Origin of the sequence: Curtobacterium sp. GD1 (assembly GCF_020882855.1) — a bacterium.
Classification (GTDB): domain Bacteria; phylum Actinomycetota; class Actinomycetes; order Actinomycetales; family Microbacteriaceae; genus Curtobacterium.
In genome coordinates this window covers 18948-33745 of record NZ_JAFEVQ010000009.1, presented here as the reverse complement: position 1 = coordinate 33745, position 14798 = coordinate 18948, and the positions used below count along the sequence as shown (strand labels likewise).

26 protein-coding genes are annotated in these 14798 nt (G+C 67.4%); 25 read left to right on the top strand and 1 reads right to left on the bottom strand.

Annotated features, from left to right (window positions below):
* The 21 genes from rplD (at nucleotide 1) to map (ending at nucleotide 11507) form a co-directional block, all read left to right on the top strand.
* Nucleotides 1-660 (top strand): 50S ribosomal protein L4, encoded by a 660-nt coding sequence (rplD, locus tag JSX79_RS06710; RefSeq protein WP_070417685.1) that lies wholly within the window; start codon nucleotides 1-3, stop codon nucleotides 658-660.
* Nucleotides 657-956 (top strand): 50S ribosomal protein L23, encoded by a 300-nt coding sequence (gene rplW / locus JSX79_RS06705; protein WP_022903283.1) that lies wholly within the window; start codon nucleotides 657-659, stop codon nucleotides 954-956. The genes rplD and rplW overlap by 4 nt, the downstream gene beginning before the upstream one ends.
* Nucleotides 957-974: 18 nt before the next feature.
* A complete protein-coding gene (gene rplB / locus JSX79_RS06700) occupies nucleotides 975-1814 on the top strand; it encodes a 50S ribosomal protein L2 (protein ID WP_070417686.1) in 840 nt (279 codons plus the stop codon).
* An 11-nt stretch (nucleotides 1815-1825) separates the two neighbouring features.
* The gene (rpsS, locus tag JSX79_RS06695) at nucleotides 1826-2107 is read left to right on the top strand and encodes a 30S ribosomal protein S19 (RefSeq protein ID WP_022906343.1); all 282 of its coding nucleotides are present in this window, start codon (nucleotides 1826-1828) and stop codon (nucleotides 2105-2107) included.
* A 25-nt stretch (nucleotides 2108-2132) separates the two neighbouring features.
* Nucleotides 2133-2525, top strand: coding sequence for a 50S ribosomal protein L22 (gene rplV, locus JSX79_RS06690; protein WP_022906344.1), 393 nt, complete (start codon nucleotides 2133-2135; stop codon nucleotides 2523-2525).
* Nucleotides 2525-3322 carry a 30S ribosomal protein S3 gene (gene rpsC, locus JSX79_RS06685; protein ID WP_022906345.1) on the top strand — a complete coding sequence of 266 codons (798 nt, stop codon included), beginning with the start codon at nucleotides 2525-2527 and terminating at the stop codon, nucleotides 3320-3322. The genes rplV and rpsC overlap by 1 nt, the downstream gene beginning before the upstream one ends.
* A 2-nt stretch (nucleotides 3323-3324) precedes the next feature.
* Entirely contained in the window at nucleotides 3325-3744 is a 420-nt protein-coding gene (gene rplP / locus JSX79_RS06680; RefSeq protein ID WP_022906346.1) for a 50S ribosomal protein L16, read from the top strand.
* On the top strand, nucleotides 3744-4064 hold the full coding sequence (rpmC, locus tag JSX79_RS06675; protein WP_022906347.1) for a 50S ribosomal protein L29: 321 nt from the start codon (nucleotides 3744-3746) through the stop codon (nucleotides 4062-4064). The genes rplP and rpmC overlap by 1 nt, the downstream gene beginning before the upstream one ends.
* Entirely contained in the window at nucleotides 4064-4348 is a 285-nt protein-coding gene (gene rpsQ, locus JSX79_RS06670) for a 30S ribosomal protein S17 (protein ID WP_022906348.1), read from the top strand. Before rpmC ends, rpsQ begins: the two co-directional genes overlap by 1 nt.
* A gap of 31 nt (nucleotides 4349-4379) precedes the next feature.
* The gene (gene rplN / locus JSX79_RS06665) at nucleotides 4380-4748 is read left to right on the top strand and encodes a 50S ribosomal protein L14 (RefSeq protein WP_017885523.1); all 369 of its coding nucleotides are present in this window, start codon (nucleotides 4380-4382) and stop codon (nucleotides 4746-4748) included.
* Between the two features lie 3 nt (nucleotides 4749-4751).
* Nucleotides 4752-5111 (top strand): 50S ribosomal protein L24, encoded by a 360-nt coding sequence (gene rplX / locus JSX79_RS06660; protein WP_022906349.1) that lies wholly within the window; start codon nucleotides 4752-4754, stop codon nucleotides 5109-5111.
* Entirely contained in the window at nucleotides 5111-5701 is a 591-nt protein-coding gene (gene rplE, locus JSX79_RS06655; protein WP_022906350.1) for a 50S ribosomal protein L5, read from the top strand. Before rplX ends, rplE begins: the two co-directional genes overlap by 1 nt.
* A gap of 153 nt (nucleotides 5702-5854) precedes the next feature.
* Nucleotides 5855-6253 carry a 30S ribosomal protein S8 gene (gene rpsH / locus JSX79_RS06650; RefSeq protein WP_022906351.1) on the top strand — a complete coding sequence of 133 codons (399 nt, stop codon included), beginning with the start codon at nucleotides 5855-5857 and terminating at the stop codon, nucleotides 6251-6253.
* Nucleotides 6254-6259: 6 nt separating this feature from the next.
* Nucleotides 6260-6796: a 50S ribosomal protein L6 gene (rplF, locus tag JSX79_RS06645; RefSeq protein ID WP_031261772.1), complete on the top strand. Its 537-nt coding sequence runs from the start codon at nucleotides 6260-6262 to the stop codon at nucleotides 6794-6796.
* Nucleotides 6797-6798: 2 nt separating this feature from the next.
* Entirely contained in the window at nucleotides 6799-7173 is a 375-nt protein-coding gene (gene rplR, locus JSX79_RS06640) for a 50S ribosomal protein L18 (RefSeq protein WP_031261773.1), read from the top strand.
* On the top strand, nucleotides 7170-7964 hold the full coding sequence (rpsE, locus tag JSX79_RS06635) for a 30S ribosomal protein S5 (protein WP_229085541.1): 795 nt from the start codon (nucleotides 7170-7172) through the stop codon (nucleotides 7962-7964). Before rplR ends, rpsE begins: the two co-directional genes overlap by 4 nt.
* Nucleotides 7964-8149, top strand: coding sequence for a 50S ribosomal protein L30 (gene rpmD, locus JSX79_RS06630; RefSeq protein WP_022906355.1), 186 nt, complete (start codon nucleotides 7964-7966; stop codon nucleotides 8147-8149). Before rpsE ends, rpmD begins: the two co-directional genes overlap by 1 nt.
* The gene (gene rplO, locus JSX79_RS06625; protein ID WP_022906356.1) at nucleotides 8146-8610 is read left to right on the top strand and encodes a 50S ribosomal protein L15; all 465 of its coding nucleotides are present in this window, start codon (nucleotides 8146-8148) and stop codon (nucleotides 8608-8610) included. The genes rpmD and rplO overlap by 4 nt, the downstream gene beginning before the upstream one ends.
* Before the next feature lie 146 nt (nucleotides 8611-8756).
* The gene (gene secY / locus JSX79_RS06620; protein ID WP_022906357.1) at nucleotides 8757-10079 is read left to right on the top strand and encodes a preprotein translocase subunit SecY; all 1323 of its coding nucleotides are present in this window, start codon (nucleotides 8757-8759) and stop codon (nucleotides 10077-10079) included.
* Nucleotides 10076-10666, top strand: coding sequence for an adenylate kinase (locus JSX79_RS06615; protein ID WP_229085540.1), 591 nt, complete (start codon nucleotides 10076-10078; stop codon nucleotides 10664-10666). Before secY ends, JSX79_RS06615 begins: the two co-directional genes overlap by 4 nt.
* Nucleotides 10667-10727: 61 nt before the next feature.
* Entirely contained in the window at nucleotides 10728-11507 is a 780-nt protein-coding gene (gene map / locus JSX79_RS06610; protein ID WP_070419353.1) for a type I methionyl aminopeptidase, read from the top strand.
* 250 nt (nucleotides 11508-11757) lie between these two features.
* Here map and JSX79_RS06605 read toward each other — a convergent pair whose 3' ends face one another.
* Nucleotides 11758-13080: an LCP family protein gene (locus tag JSX79_RS06605; protein ID WP_229085539.1), complete on the bottom strand. Its 1323-nt coding sequence runs from the start codon at nucleotides 13078-13080 to the stop codon at nucleotides 11758-11760.
* Nucleotides 13081-13369: 289 nt separating this feature from the next.
* Between JSX79_RS06605 and infA the strand changes: the two genes are divergently transcribed.
* The 4 genes from infA to rpsK all read left to right on the top strand — a co-directional run bounded on the left by infA (nucleotide 13370) and on the right by rpsK (nucleotide 14723).
* Nucleotides 13370-13591, top strand: coding sequence for a translation initiation factor IF-1 (gene infA / locus JSX79_RS06600; RefSeq protein WP_017885509.1), 222 nt, complete (start codon nucleotides 13370-13372; stop codon nucleotides 13589-13591).
* Nucleotides 13592-13661: 70 nt separating this feature from the next.
* Nucleotides 13662-13778: a 50S ribosomal protein L36 gene (gene rpmJ, locus JSX79_RS06595; protein ID WP_022903266.1), complete on the top strand. Its 117-nt coding sequence runs from the start codon at nucleotides 13662-13664 to the stop codon at nucleotides 13776-13778.
* A 162-nt stretch (nucleotides 13779-13940) separates the two neighbouring features.
* Nucleotides 13941-14315 (top strand): 30S ribosomal protein S13, encoded by a 375-nt coding sequence (gene rpsM, locus JSX79_RS06590; protein WP_058728274.1) that lies wholly within the window; start codon nucleotides 13941-13943, stop codon nucleotides 14313-14315.
* 9 nt (nucleotides 14316-14324) lie between these two features.
* The gene (rpsK, locus tag JSX79_RS06585; protein WP_017885507.1) at nucleotides 14325-14723 is read left to right on the top strand and encodes a 30S ribosomal protein S11; all 399 of its coding nucleotides are present in this window, start codon (nucleotides 14325-14327) and stop codon (nucleotides 14721-14723) included.
* The last annotated feature ends 75 nt before the right edge of the window (nucleotides 14724-14798 follow it).

Genomic DNA, 14798 nt, shown 5'->3' with positions numbered 1-14798 from the left:
ATGGCCACCACGACCGCAACCACGATCGACGTCCTCGACGCATCGGGCGTCAAGTCCGGCACCGTCGAGCTCCCCGCCGAGCTCTTCGACGTCGAGACCAACGTCCCGCTGATCCACCAGGTCGTCACCGCGCAGCTCGCAGCCGCGCGTCAGGGCACCCACAAGACCAAGAACCGCGGCGAGGTCCGCGGTGCTGGTCGCAAGCCGTTCAAGCAGAAGGGCACCGGCCGCTCCCGTCAGGGTTCGGTCCGCGCTCCGGAGCACACCGGCGGTGGCGTCGTCCACGGACCGACCCCGCGCGACTACTCGCAGCGCACCCCGAAGAAGATGATCGCCGCTGCTCTGCTCGGCTCGCTCTCGGACCGCGCCCGCGGTGGCCGCATCTCCGCTGTGGAGGGCTTCGTCGCGGCCGAGGTGCCGTCGACCAAGACCGCCCGCACGCTCATCGAGAAGGTCGCGCCCGTCAAGCACGTGCTCGTCGTGCTCGAGCAGGACGACGAGCTCACGCTCAAGTCGATCCGCAACCTGCCGAACGTCCACGCGCTCTCGTACGGCCAGCTCAACGCCTACGACGTGCTCAAGGCCGACGCGCTCGTCTTCAGCAAGAGCGCACTCGACGCCTTCATCGCGTCGAAGACCGCGAAGGAGATCTCCGCATGAGCGGCTTCAACAAGGACCCGCGCGACATCATCATCTCGCCGGTCGTCTCGGAGAAGAGCTACGGCCTGATCGACCAGGGCAAGTACACGTTCATCGTGGACCCCCGTTCGAACAAGACCGAGATCAAGCTCGCCATCGAGAAGATCTTCGACGTCAAGGTCGCGAGCATCAACACGCTGAACCGTCCGGGCAAGACCCGTCGCACGCGCTTCGGCATGGGCAAGCGCAAGGACACCAAGCGTGCCATCGTGACGCTCAAGTCCGGTTCGATCGACATCTTCACGGCTGTCGGCTGAGGACCAGAGGGATAAATCATGGCTATTCGTAACTACAAGCCGACGACCCCCGGTCGTCGCGGCTCGTCGGTCGCCGACTTCGCTGAGATCACCCGTTCGACGCCGGAGAAGTCGCTGCTTCGTCCGCTGCCGAAGACCGGTGGCCGCAACAGCTCCGGCCGCATCACCACCCGTCACATCGGTGGTGGCCACAAGCGTCAGTACCGCGTGATCGACTTCCGTCGTCACGACAAGGACGGCATCGACGCCAAGGTCGCGCACATCGAGTACGACCCGAACCGCACGGCGCGCATCGCGCTCCTGCACTACGTGGACGGCACGAAGCGCTACATCATCGCGCCGAACAAGCTCAAGCAGGGCGACGTCATCGAGCAGGGCGCCGGCGCGGACATCAAGCCGGGCAACAACCTGCCGCTGCGCAACATCCCCGTGGGTACCGTCGTGCACGCGATCGAGCTCCGCCCCGGTGGCGGCGCCAAGCTCGCGCGTTCGGCCGGCGCCTCGGTGCGTCTCGTTGCCAAGGACGGCCCCTACGCGCAGCTCCGTCTGCCGTCGGGCGAGGTCCGCAACGTCGACGCACGCTGCCGCGCCACGATCGGCGAGGTCGGCAACGCCGAGCAGTCGAACATCAACTGGGGCAAGGCCGGCCGCATGCGCTGGAAGGGCGTCCGCCCGACCGTGCGTGGTGTCGCGATGAACCCGGTCGACCACCCGCACGGTGGTGGCGAGGGCAAGACCTCCGGTGGCCGTCACCCGGTCAGCCCGTGGGGTCAGGCCGAGGGTCGCACGCGCAAGCCGAACAAGCCGAGCGACAAGCTCATCGTCCGTCGCCGTAACGCCGGCAAGAAGCGCAAGTAGGAGTTCAGAAGATGCCACGCAGTCTGAAGAAGGGCCCCTTCGTCGACGAGCACCTGCTCCGCAAGGTCGTCACGCAGAACGAGGCCAACACCAAGAACGTGATCCGCACCTGGTCGCGTCGCTCGATGATCATCCCGAACATGCTCGGGCACACGATCGCCGTGCACGACGGCCGCAAGCACATCCCGGTGTTCGTCACCGAGTCGATGGTCGGTCACAAGCTCGGCGAGTTCGCGCCGACCCGCACCTTCCGTGGTCACGTGAAGGACGACAAGAAGGGCCGTCGCCGCTAAGGCGGCGACGCAGAGGAGGAACGAAATGGTGGAGTCGATCGCACGCGTGCGACACATCCGCGTCACGCCTCAGAAGGCCCGTCGCGTCATCGAGCTGATCCGCGGCAAGCAGGCCCACGAGGCCCTCGCCATCCTGAAGTTCGCCCCCCAGGGCGCTTCGGAGCCCGTGTACAAGCTGGTCGCCTCGGCGATCGCGAACGCACGGGTCAAGGCGGACTCGACGAACAGCTTCCTCGACGAGCGCGACCTCTACGTGAGCCGCGTCTTCGTCGACGAAGGTACGACCCTGAAGCGGTTCCAGCCGCGCGCCCAGGGCCGCGCCTTCCGCATCAACAAGCGCACCAGCCACATCACGGTCGTCCTCGCGACGCCGGATGAGGTCGAGGCTGCCGCGACGAGCAAGAAGGCGAGCAAGTAATGGGCCAGAAGGTCAACCCGTACGGCTTCCGTCTCGGGATCACGACGGACCACGTCTCGCACTGGTTCACCGACAGCACGAAGCCGGGTCAGCGCTACGCCGACTACGTGGCCGAGGACATCAAGGTGCGCGAGTACCTGAAGAAGACCCTCGACCGCGCCGGCGTCGCCCGCATCGAGCTCGAGCGCACCCGTGACCGCGTCCGCGTGGACATCCACACCGCGCGTCCGGGCATCGTCATCGGTCGCCGTGGCGCCGAGGCGGAGCGCGTCCGTGGCGAGCTCGAGAAGCTCACCAAGAAGCAGATCCAGCTCAACATCCTCGAGGTCAAGAACCCCGAGACCGAGGCCCAGCTCGTCGCGCAGGGCATCGCCGAGCAGCTCTCCGCTCGTGTCGCGTTCCGTCGCGCCATGCGCAAGGGTCTGCAGGGTGCACAGCGCGCCGGCGCCAAGGGTGTCCGCATCCAGGTGTCGGGTCGTCTCGGCGGCGCCGAGATGTCGCGCTCGGAGTTCTACCGCGAGGGCCGCGTGCCCCTGCACACGCTCCGCGCGAACATCGACTACGGCTTCTACGAGGCCCGGACCACGTTCGGCCGCATCGGCGTGAAGGTCTGGATCTACAAGGGCGACATCACGAACAAGGAGCTCGCTCGCGAGCAGGCGAACCAGCGTTCGTCGCGCCCGGAGCGTCGTGGCGGCCCCCGTGGCGAGCGCGGCGACCGCCGTGGCGGCGACCGTGGCGGCCGTCAGCAGCAGGCCCCGCAGGACGCGCCGGCCGGCGCAGGAGTTGAGGCGTAACCATGCTTATTCCCCGTCGAGTCAAGCACCGCAAGCAGCACCACCCGAAGCGTTCGGGCCAGGCCACCGGTGGCACCAAGGTGTCGTTCGGTGACTACGGCATCCAGGCGCTGACGCCCGCTTACGTGACCAACCGTCAGATCGAGTCCGCTCGTATCGCCATGACGCGTCACATCAAGCGTGGCGGCAAGGTGTGGATCAACATCTACCCGGACCGTCCGCTCACGAAGAAGCCCGCCGAGACCCGCATGGGTTCCGGTAAGGGTTCCCCCGAGTGGTGGGTCGCCAACGTCAAGCCGGGCCGTGTGCTCTTCGAGCTCTCCGGCGTCAACGAGGACATCGCCCGTGAGGCGCTGACCCGTGCAATCCACAAGCTGCCCCTCAAGGCACGCATCATCAAGCGCGAGGAGGGCGACGCATAATGGCGATCGGTTCCAAGGAGCTCCGTCCGACGGAGCTCGACACGTTCGAGAACGAGCGTCTTGCTGACGAACTGAAGAAGGCCAAGGAGGAGCTCTTCAACCTCCGCTTCCAGTCGGCCACCGGCCAGCTGGAGAGCCACGGTCGTCTCCGTGCCGTCAAGCGCGACATCGCTCGCATCTACACCGTCCTCCGCGAGCGCGAGCTCGGCATCCGTGCCACTCCCGCGCCCGTCGAGACCGCCCCCAAGGCCAAGAAGACGACCAAGAAGGCTGAGAAGCCGGCTGAGTCGGCCGAGGCCGAGACCGCCGAGGAGAAGTAATGGCGAACGAAGAGAAGACCTCCGCCGCCTCCGCTCGCGGCTACCGCAAGACGCGTCGTGGCTACGTCACGAGCGACAAGATGGACAAGACCATCGTGGTCGAGGTCGAGGACCGCGTGAAGCACGCGCTCTACGGCAAGATCATCCGTCGCACGTCCAAGGTGAAGGCCCACGACGAGCTCGGCACCGCTGGTGTCGGCGACCTCGTCGTGATCAGCGAGACCCGTCCCCTCAGCGCTTCCAAGCGCTGGCGCCTGGTCGAGATCCTCGAGAAGGCCAAGTAGGCCCCGGCCTGCTTCGGAATAGGAGACAGCAGTGATTCAGCAGGAATCCCGCCTCAAGGTCGCCGACAACACGGGTGCCAAGGAGATCTTGACCATCCGCGTGCTCGGTGGCTCGGGTCGTCGCTACGCCGGTCTCGGTGACGTCATCGTCGCCACGGTGAAGGACGCCATCCCCGGCGGCAACGTGAAGAAGGGTGACGTCGTCAAGGCGGTCATCGTTCGCACCAAGAAGGAGACCCGTCGTCAGGACGGCTCCTACATCAAGTTCGACGAGAACGCGGCAGTGATCCTCAAGGCTGACGGCGACCCGCGCGGCACGCGCATCTTCGGTCCGGTCGGTCGCGAGCTCCGTGACAAGAAGTTCATGAAGATCATCTCGCTCGCGCCGGAGGTGCTGTAAGCCATGGCGAACATCAAGAAGGGTGACCTGGTCCAGGTCATCACGGGTGCCAAGCAGGAGCGCGGCGGTGACCGTGGCAAGCAGGGCAAGGTCATCGAGGTCCTCAAGGACAAGAACCGCGTCGTCGTCGAGGGCGTGAACTTCGTCACGAAGCACGTCCGCGTCGGCCAGACGCAGCGCGGCTCGAAGACCGGTGGCATCGAGCAGCACGAGGCTCCGATCCACGTGTCGAACGTCGCCATCGTCGACCCGAAGACCAAGAAGCCGACCCGCGTCGGTTTCCGCAACGAAGAGGTGGAGAAGGACGGCGTCAAGAAGACCGTCCGAGTCCGCTACGCCAAGAAGTCGGGTGAGAAGCTCTGATGACCGACACGACTGCCGCGCCGGCGACCAAGGTCGAGCCGCGCCTCAAGCAGAAGTACAAGAACGAGATCAAGGCTGCCCTCACCGAGCAGTTCGGGTACGCGAACGTCAACCAGGTCCCCGGCCTGGTCAAGGTCGTCGTGAACACCGGTGTCGGTGAGGCCGCTCGCGACTCGAAGATCATCGAGGGGGCCATCAAGGACCTCACGGCGATCACGGGTCAGAAGCCCCAGGTCACGAAGGCCCGCAAGTCCATCGCGCAGTTCAAGCTGCGTGAGGGCCAGGCCATCGGCGCGCACGTCACCCTCCGTGGTGACCGCGCTTGGGAGTTCATCGACCGTCTCGTGACCCTCGCACTGCCCCGCATCCGCGACTTCCGCGGTCTCAGCGACAAGCAGTTCGACGGCAACGGCAACTACACGTTCGGTCTCACGGAGCAGTCCGTGTTCCACGAGATCGACCAGGACCGCATCGACCGCGTGCGTGGCTTCGACATCACCGTCGTGACCACCGCGAAGTCGGACGACGAGGGCCGCGCGCTGCTCCGCCAGCTCGGGTTCCCGTTCCGTTCTGCCGAGCAGACGGTCTAAGATACTTCGGGCGGTGCGGGCCGGAGGATTCACGTCCTCCGGCCCGCACGCACGAACACACCGATCCAGGGGAATCGCCCCAGGATCACCCGATCGCTCAGGTCGGCATTCGTGGAACGGGTGTCGAAACCAGGCGAAGAATGGACGACCATCATGACGATGACCGATCCGGTCGCAGACATGCTGACCAGATTGCGGAACGCGAACTCGGCGCACCACGACGCCGTCTCGCTTCCCAGCTCCAAGCTGAAGAAGAACATCGCTGAGATCCTCAAGCGCGAGGGCTACATCAGCGAGTGGAAGATCGAGGACGCCCGCGTGGGCGAGACCCTCACGATCGACCTGAAGTACGGCCCCGAGCGCGAGCGTTCGATCGCCGGCATCAAGCGCGTCTCGAAGCCCGGTCTCCGGGTCTACGCGAAGTCGACGGAGATCCCCCAGGTCCTCGGTGGCCTCGGCGTGGCGATCCTCTCGACCTCCTCGGGACTGCTCACCGACCGTGAAGCCGAGCAGAAGGGCGTGGGTGGGGAAGTCCTCGCCTACGTGTGGTGATCGACAATGTCTCGTATCGGACGTCTTCCCATTGACATCCCCGCTGGCGTGACCGTCTCCATCGATGGTCAGAACGTCGCGGTCAAGGGCCCGAAGGGCGAGCTCGCGCTCGTCGTCGCCGAGCCCATCCAGGCCAAGGTCGAGGAAAACCAGGTCCTCGTCACCCGCCCGGACGACGAGCGCAGCTCGCGTGCGCTGCACGGCCTGACCCGCACCCTCATCGCGAACAACATCGTCGGCGTGACCCAGGGCTACTCCAAGGGCCTCGAGGTCGTCGGCACCGGTTACCGCGTGCAGGCGAAGGGCAACAACGTCGAGTTCGCGCTCGGCTACTCCCACCCGATCACGGTCGAGCCGCCCGCGGGCATCAGCTTCGCCGTCGAGGGCAACAACAAGCTGACCGTCAACGGCATCGACAAGCAGTCCGTCGGCGAGGTCGCTGCAAACATCCGCAAGCTGCGCAAGCCCGAGCCCTACAAGGGCAAGGGTGTCCGCTACGCCGGCGAGATCGTGCGCCGCAAGGCCGGAAAGTCAGGTAAGTGATCATGGGTCTCCTCAAGACACGAGGCAAGAGCAAGTCGGCCGCCAAGGCGCGCCGTCACAACCGCCTCCGCAAGAAGATCACCGGCACCGAGGCCCGTCCGCGTCTCGCTGTCACCCGTTCGGCGCGTCACGTGTTCGTCCAGGTCATCGACGACGCCAAGGGGCACACCCTGGCCAGCGCGTCGACGATGGAGGCCGACCTCCGTACGTTCGACGGCGACAAGACCGCCAAGGCCCGTCGTGTCGGCGAACTCCTCGCCGAGCGCGCGAAGGCCGCTGGCGTCGAGGCCGTGGTCTTCGACCGCGGTGGTAGCAAGTACGCCGGTCGCGTCGCCGCGATCGCCGATGGTGCCCGTGAAGGAGGGCTGAACCTGTGAGCGACATCGCGAACACGAACGAAGACGCCAACGTCGAAACGACCGAGGCCGCTGAGGCGACCGAGGCCACGAGCACCACGGCCCCCGCGGCCAAGGAGCCCGAGGTCCCCGTCGTCGAGCGCCCCGTCGAGACCGCAGCCGGTTCGGCATCGAACAACCGCGACTCCGCCGACAACCGTGGCCGCCGTGGTGGCGGTCGCGACCGTCAGCAGGGTGGCGGCCGTGGCAACGACCGCAACGGTCGGGGTGGCGACAGCCAGTTCCTCGAGCGCGTCGTGACCATCAACCGCGTCTCCAAGGTCGTCAAGGGTGGTCGTCGCTTCAGCTTCACCGCGCTCGTCGTCGTCGGTGACGGCAACGGTCTCGTGGGTGTCGGCTACGGCAAGGCCCGCGAGGTCCCGACCGCCATCTCGAAGGGCGTCGAGGAAGCGAAGAAGAACTTCTTCCGCGTCCCGCGCGTCGGCAACACGATCCCGCACCCGGTGCAGGGCGAGGCCGCTGCCGGCGTCGTGCTCCTCCGTCCGGCCGCTGCCGGTACCGGTGTCATCGCCGGTGGTCCGGTCCGCGCCGTCCTCGAGTGCGCCGGTATCCACGACGTCCTGAGCAAGTCGCTCGGTTCGTCGAACACCATCAACATCGTGCACGCGACCGTCACGGCGCTGCAGCAGCTCGAGGAGCCCCGTGCGGTCGCAAGCCGTCGCGGTCTCCCCGTCGACCGGGTCGTCCCGGACCGTCTGCTCCAGGCCGAGGCCGCTGCTCTGCGTGCCGCGTCCGAGAAGGCAGGTGCGTGATGGCGATGCTGAAGATCACGCAGACGAAGTCCGTTATCAGCGAGAAGCAGTACCAGCGCGACACGCTCCGCAGCCTGGGTCTCAAGCGCATCGGCCGTACGGTCCTGCGTGAGGACAACGCCCAGAACCGCGGGTACGTCGCGACGGTCGCGCACCTCGTGAAGGTCGAGGAGGTCGACGCATGAGCGACGAGAAGAACGAGCGCGTGCAGGTCCTGAAGCTGCACCACCTCCGTCCGGCAGAGGGCGCCAAGAAGGCTCGCACCCGCGTCGGTCGTGGTGAGGGCTCCAAGGGCAAGACCGCCGGCCGTGGTACCAAGGGCCAGAAGGCTCGTTACCAGGTCAAGGTCGGCTTCGAGGGTGGGCAGATGCCGCTGCACATGCGCACCCCGAAGCTCCGCGGGTTCAAGAACCCGTTCCGCGTCGAGTACCAGGTCGTGAACCTGGACAAGATCGCGGAGCTCTACCCCAACGGTGGCGACGTCACCGTCGCGGACCTGGTCGCCAAGGGCGCCGTCCGCAAGAACGAGAAGGTCAAGGTTCTCGGTCAGGGTGACATCAGCGTGAAGCTCACGGTCTCGGTCGACAAGGTCTCGGCGTCCGCCGCCGAGAAGATCGCGGCTGCTGGCGGCACCGTCTCCCAGTAACCCCGTCGGCGGCCCGTGCGTTTGCGCACGGGCCGCCGTTACGGTTTCCTTGACAGTGGTCGGCGTCCGCCGGCCAGGTCGGTCCTGCCGACCACACCGGTGACGGCCCCTCGACGGGCCGCCGGTCCCAGAAGTTCGGAGTCCTCGTGTTCAGAGCGGTCGCGCGCATCATGCGCACCCCAGATCTTCGCAAGAAGATCGGCTTCACCCTCGCGATCATCGCGCTGTTCCGCCTGGGGTCGTACATCCCCGCGCCGTTCGTCGACTACGCATCCGTGCAGACCTGTCTCGCCAGCGCTTCGTCGCAGCAGGGCCTGTACGACCTGATCAACCTGTTCTCCGGCGGCGCGCTGCTGAAGCTCTCGGTCTTCGCGCTCGGCATCATGCCGTACATCACGTCGTCGATCATCGTGCAGCTGCTCCGCGTGGTCATCCCGCACTTCGACGCCCTCTACAAGGAGGGGCAGTCCGGTCAGGCGAAGCTGACGCAGTACACGCGCTACCTCACCATCGCGCTCGGCGTGCTGCAGTCCACCACCCTGATCACGGTCGCCCGCTCCGGTGCCCTGTTCGGCACCAACGCCTCGGCCTCCTGCTCGTCGATCATCTCGAACGACAGCTGGTACGCGATCATGCTCATGGTCGTCACCCTGACCGCCGGTACCGGCCTCATCATGTGGATGGGCGAGCTCGTCACCGAGCGCGGCATCGGCAACGGCATGTCGCTCCTCATCTTCACGTCCATCGCGGCGCAGTTCCCCTCGGCGCTCTGGGCGATCGAGCAGTCGAACGGCTTCGAGCTGTTCCTGTTCGTCATCCTCGTCGGCCTGGTCATCATGATGGCCGTCGTGTTCGTCGAGCAGTCGCAGCGGCGCATCCCCGTGCAGTACGCCAAGCGCATGGTCGGTCGCCGCACCTACGGCGGCAACAACACGTACATCCCGATCAAGGTGAACATGGCCGGCGTCGTGCCCGTCATCTTCGCCTCGTCGCTGCTGTACCTGCCGGCCCTGGTCGCGCAGTTCAACCAGCCCTCCGACGGCAGCGAGCCGGCGGCGTGGGTGACCTGGATCCAGAACAACCTGACCTCGGGTGACAACTGGTTCTACATGGTCCTGTACTTCCTGCTCATCGTCGGCTTCACGTACTTCTACGTCGCGATCACCTTCAACCCCGAAGAGGTCGCCGACAACATGAAGAAGTACGGCGGCTTCATCCCGGGCATCCGGGCGGGTCGTCCGACGGCCGAGTACCTCGACTACGTTCTCACCCGGGTGACGTTGCCCGGCTCCCTGTACCTCGGTCTCATCGCCCTGATCCCGCTGGCGGCGCTGGCGTTCTTCGGTGCGAACCAGAACTTCCCGTTCGGCGGCGCGAGCATCCTCATCATCGTGGGTGTCGGCCTCGAGACCGTGAAGCAGATCGACTCGCAGCTGCAGCAGCGTCACTACGAAGGGCTTCTCCGTTGAGCGCACGTCTCATCATCGTCGGACCTCCCGGAGCCGGGAAGGGCACCCAGGCCGGTCGCATCGCCGACGCGTTCGGGATCCCCGCCGTCTCGACGGGTGACATCTTCCGCAAGAACGTCGCAGAGGGTACCCCGCTCGGCGTCCAGGCGAAGGCGATCATGGACGCGGGCGACTACGTCCCCGACTCGCTCACGAACGAGTTGGTGAAGTCCCGCCTGCACGAGGCCGACGCCGAGAGCGGCTTCCTGCTCGACGGCTACCCCCGCACGGTCGGGCAGGTCGAGTACCTCGACGCGCTCCTCGCCGAGCAGGGCACCGGCATCGACGCGGTCGTGCAGCTCGTCGCCGACCAGGACGAGCTCGTCGGCCGCCTCCTGAAGCGCGCGGAGGAACAGGGCCGCAGCGACGACAACGAGGAGACCATCCGTCGTCGGCAGCAGGTCTACACCGAGCAGACCGCTCCGATCGTGGCGGCGTACGGCGAGCGTGGGCTCGTCGTCGACGTCGATGGCCTCGGTGGCATCGACGAGGTCGGCGACCGGATCCAGGCCGCGCTGTCCTCGCGTGGGCTGACCGCGGGCGTCTGACACCAGCGTGGTGCGGTTCCGCAAGCCCTCGATCTACAAGACGCCGGACGAGCTCCGCGCCATGGTGCGTCCGGGTCTGCTGACCCACGACGCGCTGGCGGCGGTCCGCGACGCGATCCGTCCGGGCATCACCACGGGCGAGCTCGACGCGATCGCCGAACGGGTCATCCGTGACGGCGGCGGCATCCCGAACTTCCAGCTCGTCCCGGGCTACCGGCACACGCTCTGCGTGTCGGTGAACGACGAGATCGTGCACGGGATCCCGGGGGAGCGTGTGCTCCAGCCCGGTGACGTCGTGTCGGTCGACGCCGGTGCCGAGGTCGACGGCTGGAACGGTGACAGTGCCTTCACGGTCGTCGTCCCGGGTGGTGACGCCGGTGTCAGTGCGGCCCGGCAGACGCTCTCGGACACCACCGAGCGCGCGCTCTGGCACGGCATCGCCGCGCTCGCGCACGCGAAGCACCTGCACGAGGTCGGCGCCGTCATCGAGGACGCCATCGACGAGACCGGCGCGTGGGGCATCGTCGAGGACTACACCGGCCACGGCATCGGCCGCTCGATGCACGAGGACCCGCCCGTCTTCAACTACCGCGTCCGCGGTGCCGGTCCGGCGGTCAAGCCCGGACTCGTGGTCGCGATCGAGCCGATGGTCACGGCCGGCACCATCGACAGCTCGACGGACGACGACGACTGGACCGTCCGCACGCTCGACGGTTCCGACGCCGCGCACTGGGAGCACAGCATCGCGGTGCACGCCGACGGCATCTGGGTGCTGACGGCGGCCGACGGCGGCGCCGCGGGCCTGGCCCCGCTGGGTGTGACGCCGGTCCCGATCCCGTAGGTCGCGCCTCCCGTCGGTCGCGTCTCCCGCAGGCGGCACTGCCTGACCCGGCGCGTCAGCGCCGTCGCGTCCGGTCCCGTCGGACGGCCAGGAGGCGCGGTGCGGGCCCGCCACGCGCCTCCGGTTCGTCCCTGCGCACGTCCACGACGTCTGCACCGTGTGGACCACGTGCACTCGTCGTCAGCGTGCGCACCCGCGCGCGACGCGCGACGCGCAACGGGCACCGCGCGACGCGCTCTGCGCGCCGGTCTCAGTCGTTGCCGACGGAGCAGGTCTCCTCGGACGCGCTCTGTCCGGTGATCGACGAGGGCAGCGGCGTCGCCGAACCGGTCGCGGCGCTCGTGGCGGTGCCGGACGCCGATCCGGACGCCGTGCCGGTGCCCGCCGCGGTACCCGAGGACGTGCCGGCCGAGGACCCACCGGCCGACGAGGTGCCGGTGCCGGTCGAGGTCCCCGTGGACGGAGCAGCGGTCGCCGTCCCGCTCGACCCGGAGGACTCCTCCGACGCACGCCCCGTGCTCGAGTCGCTCAGCGAGGTCTTCTGGTCGTTCTGCAGCGCGACGTTGAGGGTGTGTGCGGCGTCCTGGTCGACGATCACCCGCGCGCTGTCGTCGGGGTCGTCCGCGACCGGGTACTGCACGAAGAGCATGTTCGCCGTGCTCATCCCGCGCAGGGCCCCGGCCAGTCCGACGAGCGTGCGGGCCTGGGCGAGGCCGTCGGACAGCGTCATGTTCGACAGCGCGGCGCCGGCGAGCTTGTAGAGCGTGATCGGGTTCGAGAGCGTCCCGTCCGAGGTGACCTTGCGCAGCAGTGCCGACAGGAACACCTGCTGCGAGCTGATGCGCGCGAGGTCGCTCCCGTCGCCGACACCGTGCCGGGTGCGGAGGAACGCGAGCGCGTCCGTGCCCTCGAGCTTGTGCGAGCCGGCCGTCAGGTGCAGGTTCGTGTAGGAGTCGTTGATCGGGTCCGCGACGCACACGTCCACGCCGCCGAGGGCGTTCGACATCTCGATGACGCCGTCGAACGTGATGAGCCCGGCGTACGGGATGCTCAGGCCGGTGAGGTTCTCGACGGTGTCGACGACGCACGAGACCCCGCCGTTCCCGAGTGCCGTGTTGAACTGCGCGGACGTGGCCGCCGGGTACGTGGTCCCGCTCTCGGGGTTCGTGCACGCCGGGATCGGCACCATGAGGTCGCGCGGGAAGCTCACCGCGGTCAGCTGGGTGTGGTCCTGCGAGATGTGGATGAGCATCGTGACGTCGTTGCGGGCGCCCTCGACGTCCTCGTCCGAGTCGAACTGCCCGATGCGGGTGTCGCTGCCGATGAGCAGGATGTTCGCACCGCCCTTGATGGCCGTGATGTCGGCCGTCTGCGCGGTGCTCTGGTCGTCCGTGCTGAGCTTGACCGTCCTCGGCGCCGTGGCGAGCTGCGCACCCGCGATGGCGGCGACGCTCGTCCCGCTGACGAGGACGACGGCGAGGGCGGACGCCACGATCGACGCGAGCGTGCCCCATCCGCGGCGGCGCGGGAGGCGGCCGTGGCGGGCGAACGGGCGTCGGGTGGCGTCGGGCACGTGGTCTCCGTTCGGTGGTCCGTGCGGCGCGGTCTGCACGGGCGGGGGGCGAGGGCCACGCTAGGGGCCGGTGACCAACGGGACCCCGGAGCGCGCCGTCAAACCACTGTGGAACGCTCAGACACCGCTGTGAAGCCCCAGACGTGGGGACTTCGCCGTCTCCACTTGGCAATCCTGGGTTTACCACATAGGATCGATCTTTGGTGTGTCATGCCTACTGGGCGTGGCGCCCGACCCGCAGACCGGCTCGGGGATCACACCGGTAATCCAACCAAGCGACAGTGAGGCTATGGCCAAGAAAGACGGCGTCATCGAGATCGAGGGCTCGGTGCTCGAAGCTCTGCCCAACGCGATGTTCCGCGTTGAGCTGACCAACGGACACAAGGTCCTTGCGCACATCTCCGGGAAGATGCGCCAGCACTACATCCGCATCCTCCCCGAGGACCGCGTGATCGTGGAGCTGAGCCCGTACGACCTGACCCGCGGCCGGATCGTCTACCGCTACAAGTGATCCGCGAGCTGGAAAGGAACGGCCCGGCAACCCTGCCGAGCACGAAGCCAGCGAGCACGAGGAAAGAACAATGAAGGTCAACCCCAGCGTCAAGCCCATCTGCGAGCACTGCCGTGTCATTCGCCGCAAGGGCCGCGTCATGGTGATCTGCAAGAGCAACCCGCGTCACAAGCAGCGCCAGGGCTAGTCCCGGCTGCCTGACGCGATCGCCCTCGGGCGGCTGCGAGCAGGATCCACAACTCAACATCGAACGCAGTACCAAGATCCGCGCGAGCGGGGACACCTCGGGTCGGAGGCCCGAGCACCGGTACTGCTCCACACCTCCATCGACAACAGGAGCAGCCATCACATGGCACGTCTAGCAGGCGTCGACATCCCGCGCGAGAAGCGCGTGGAGATCGCACTCACGTACATCTACGGCGTCGGCCGTACCCGCGCGGTCCAGGCACTCGCCGAGACCGGTATCTCCGGTGACATCCGCGTCAAGGACCTGACCGACGACCAGCTCGTCGCCCTCCGTGACTTCATCGAGGGCAACTTCAAGGTGGAGGGTGACCTCCGCCGTGAGGTCGCAGCCGACATCCGCCGCAAGGTCGAGATCGGTAGCTACGAGGGTCTTCGCCACCGTCGTGGTCTCCCGGTGCGCGGTCAGCGCACCAAGACCAACGCGCGTACCCGCAAGGGACCGAAGCGCACCGTGGCAGGCAAGAAGAAGGCTCGATAGGAGACCCCGATGGCTACCCCCAAGACTGCCGCGCGCAAGCCGCGCCGCAAGGAGAAGAAGAACGTCGCCGTGGGCCAGGCCCACATCAAGAGCACGTTCAACAACACGATCGTCAGCATCACCGACCCGTCGGGTGCCGTCCTCAGCTGGGCGTCCTCGGGTGCCGTGGGCTTCAAGGGTTCGCGCAAGTCGACGCCGTTCGCGGCGCAGCTCGCCGCCGAGTCCGCTGCGCGTCAGGCGCAGGAGCACGGCGTCAAGAAGGTCGACGTCTTCGTGAAGGGTCCGGGTTCGGGCCGCGAGACCGCGATCCGCTCGCTCCAGGCCGCTGGCCTCGAGGTGGGTTCGATCAACGACGTCACGCCGCAGGCGCACAACGGGTGCCGCCCGCCCAAGCGCCGTCGCGTCTGACGCGAGGAGCAACCGGCCGCGCCCTGCTCGTCCCCTGACGGGAGCGAGCAGGGCCCGCGGCCATTCCTGGTCGTT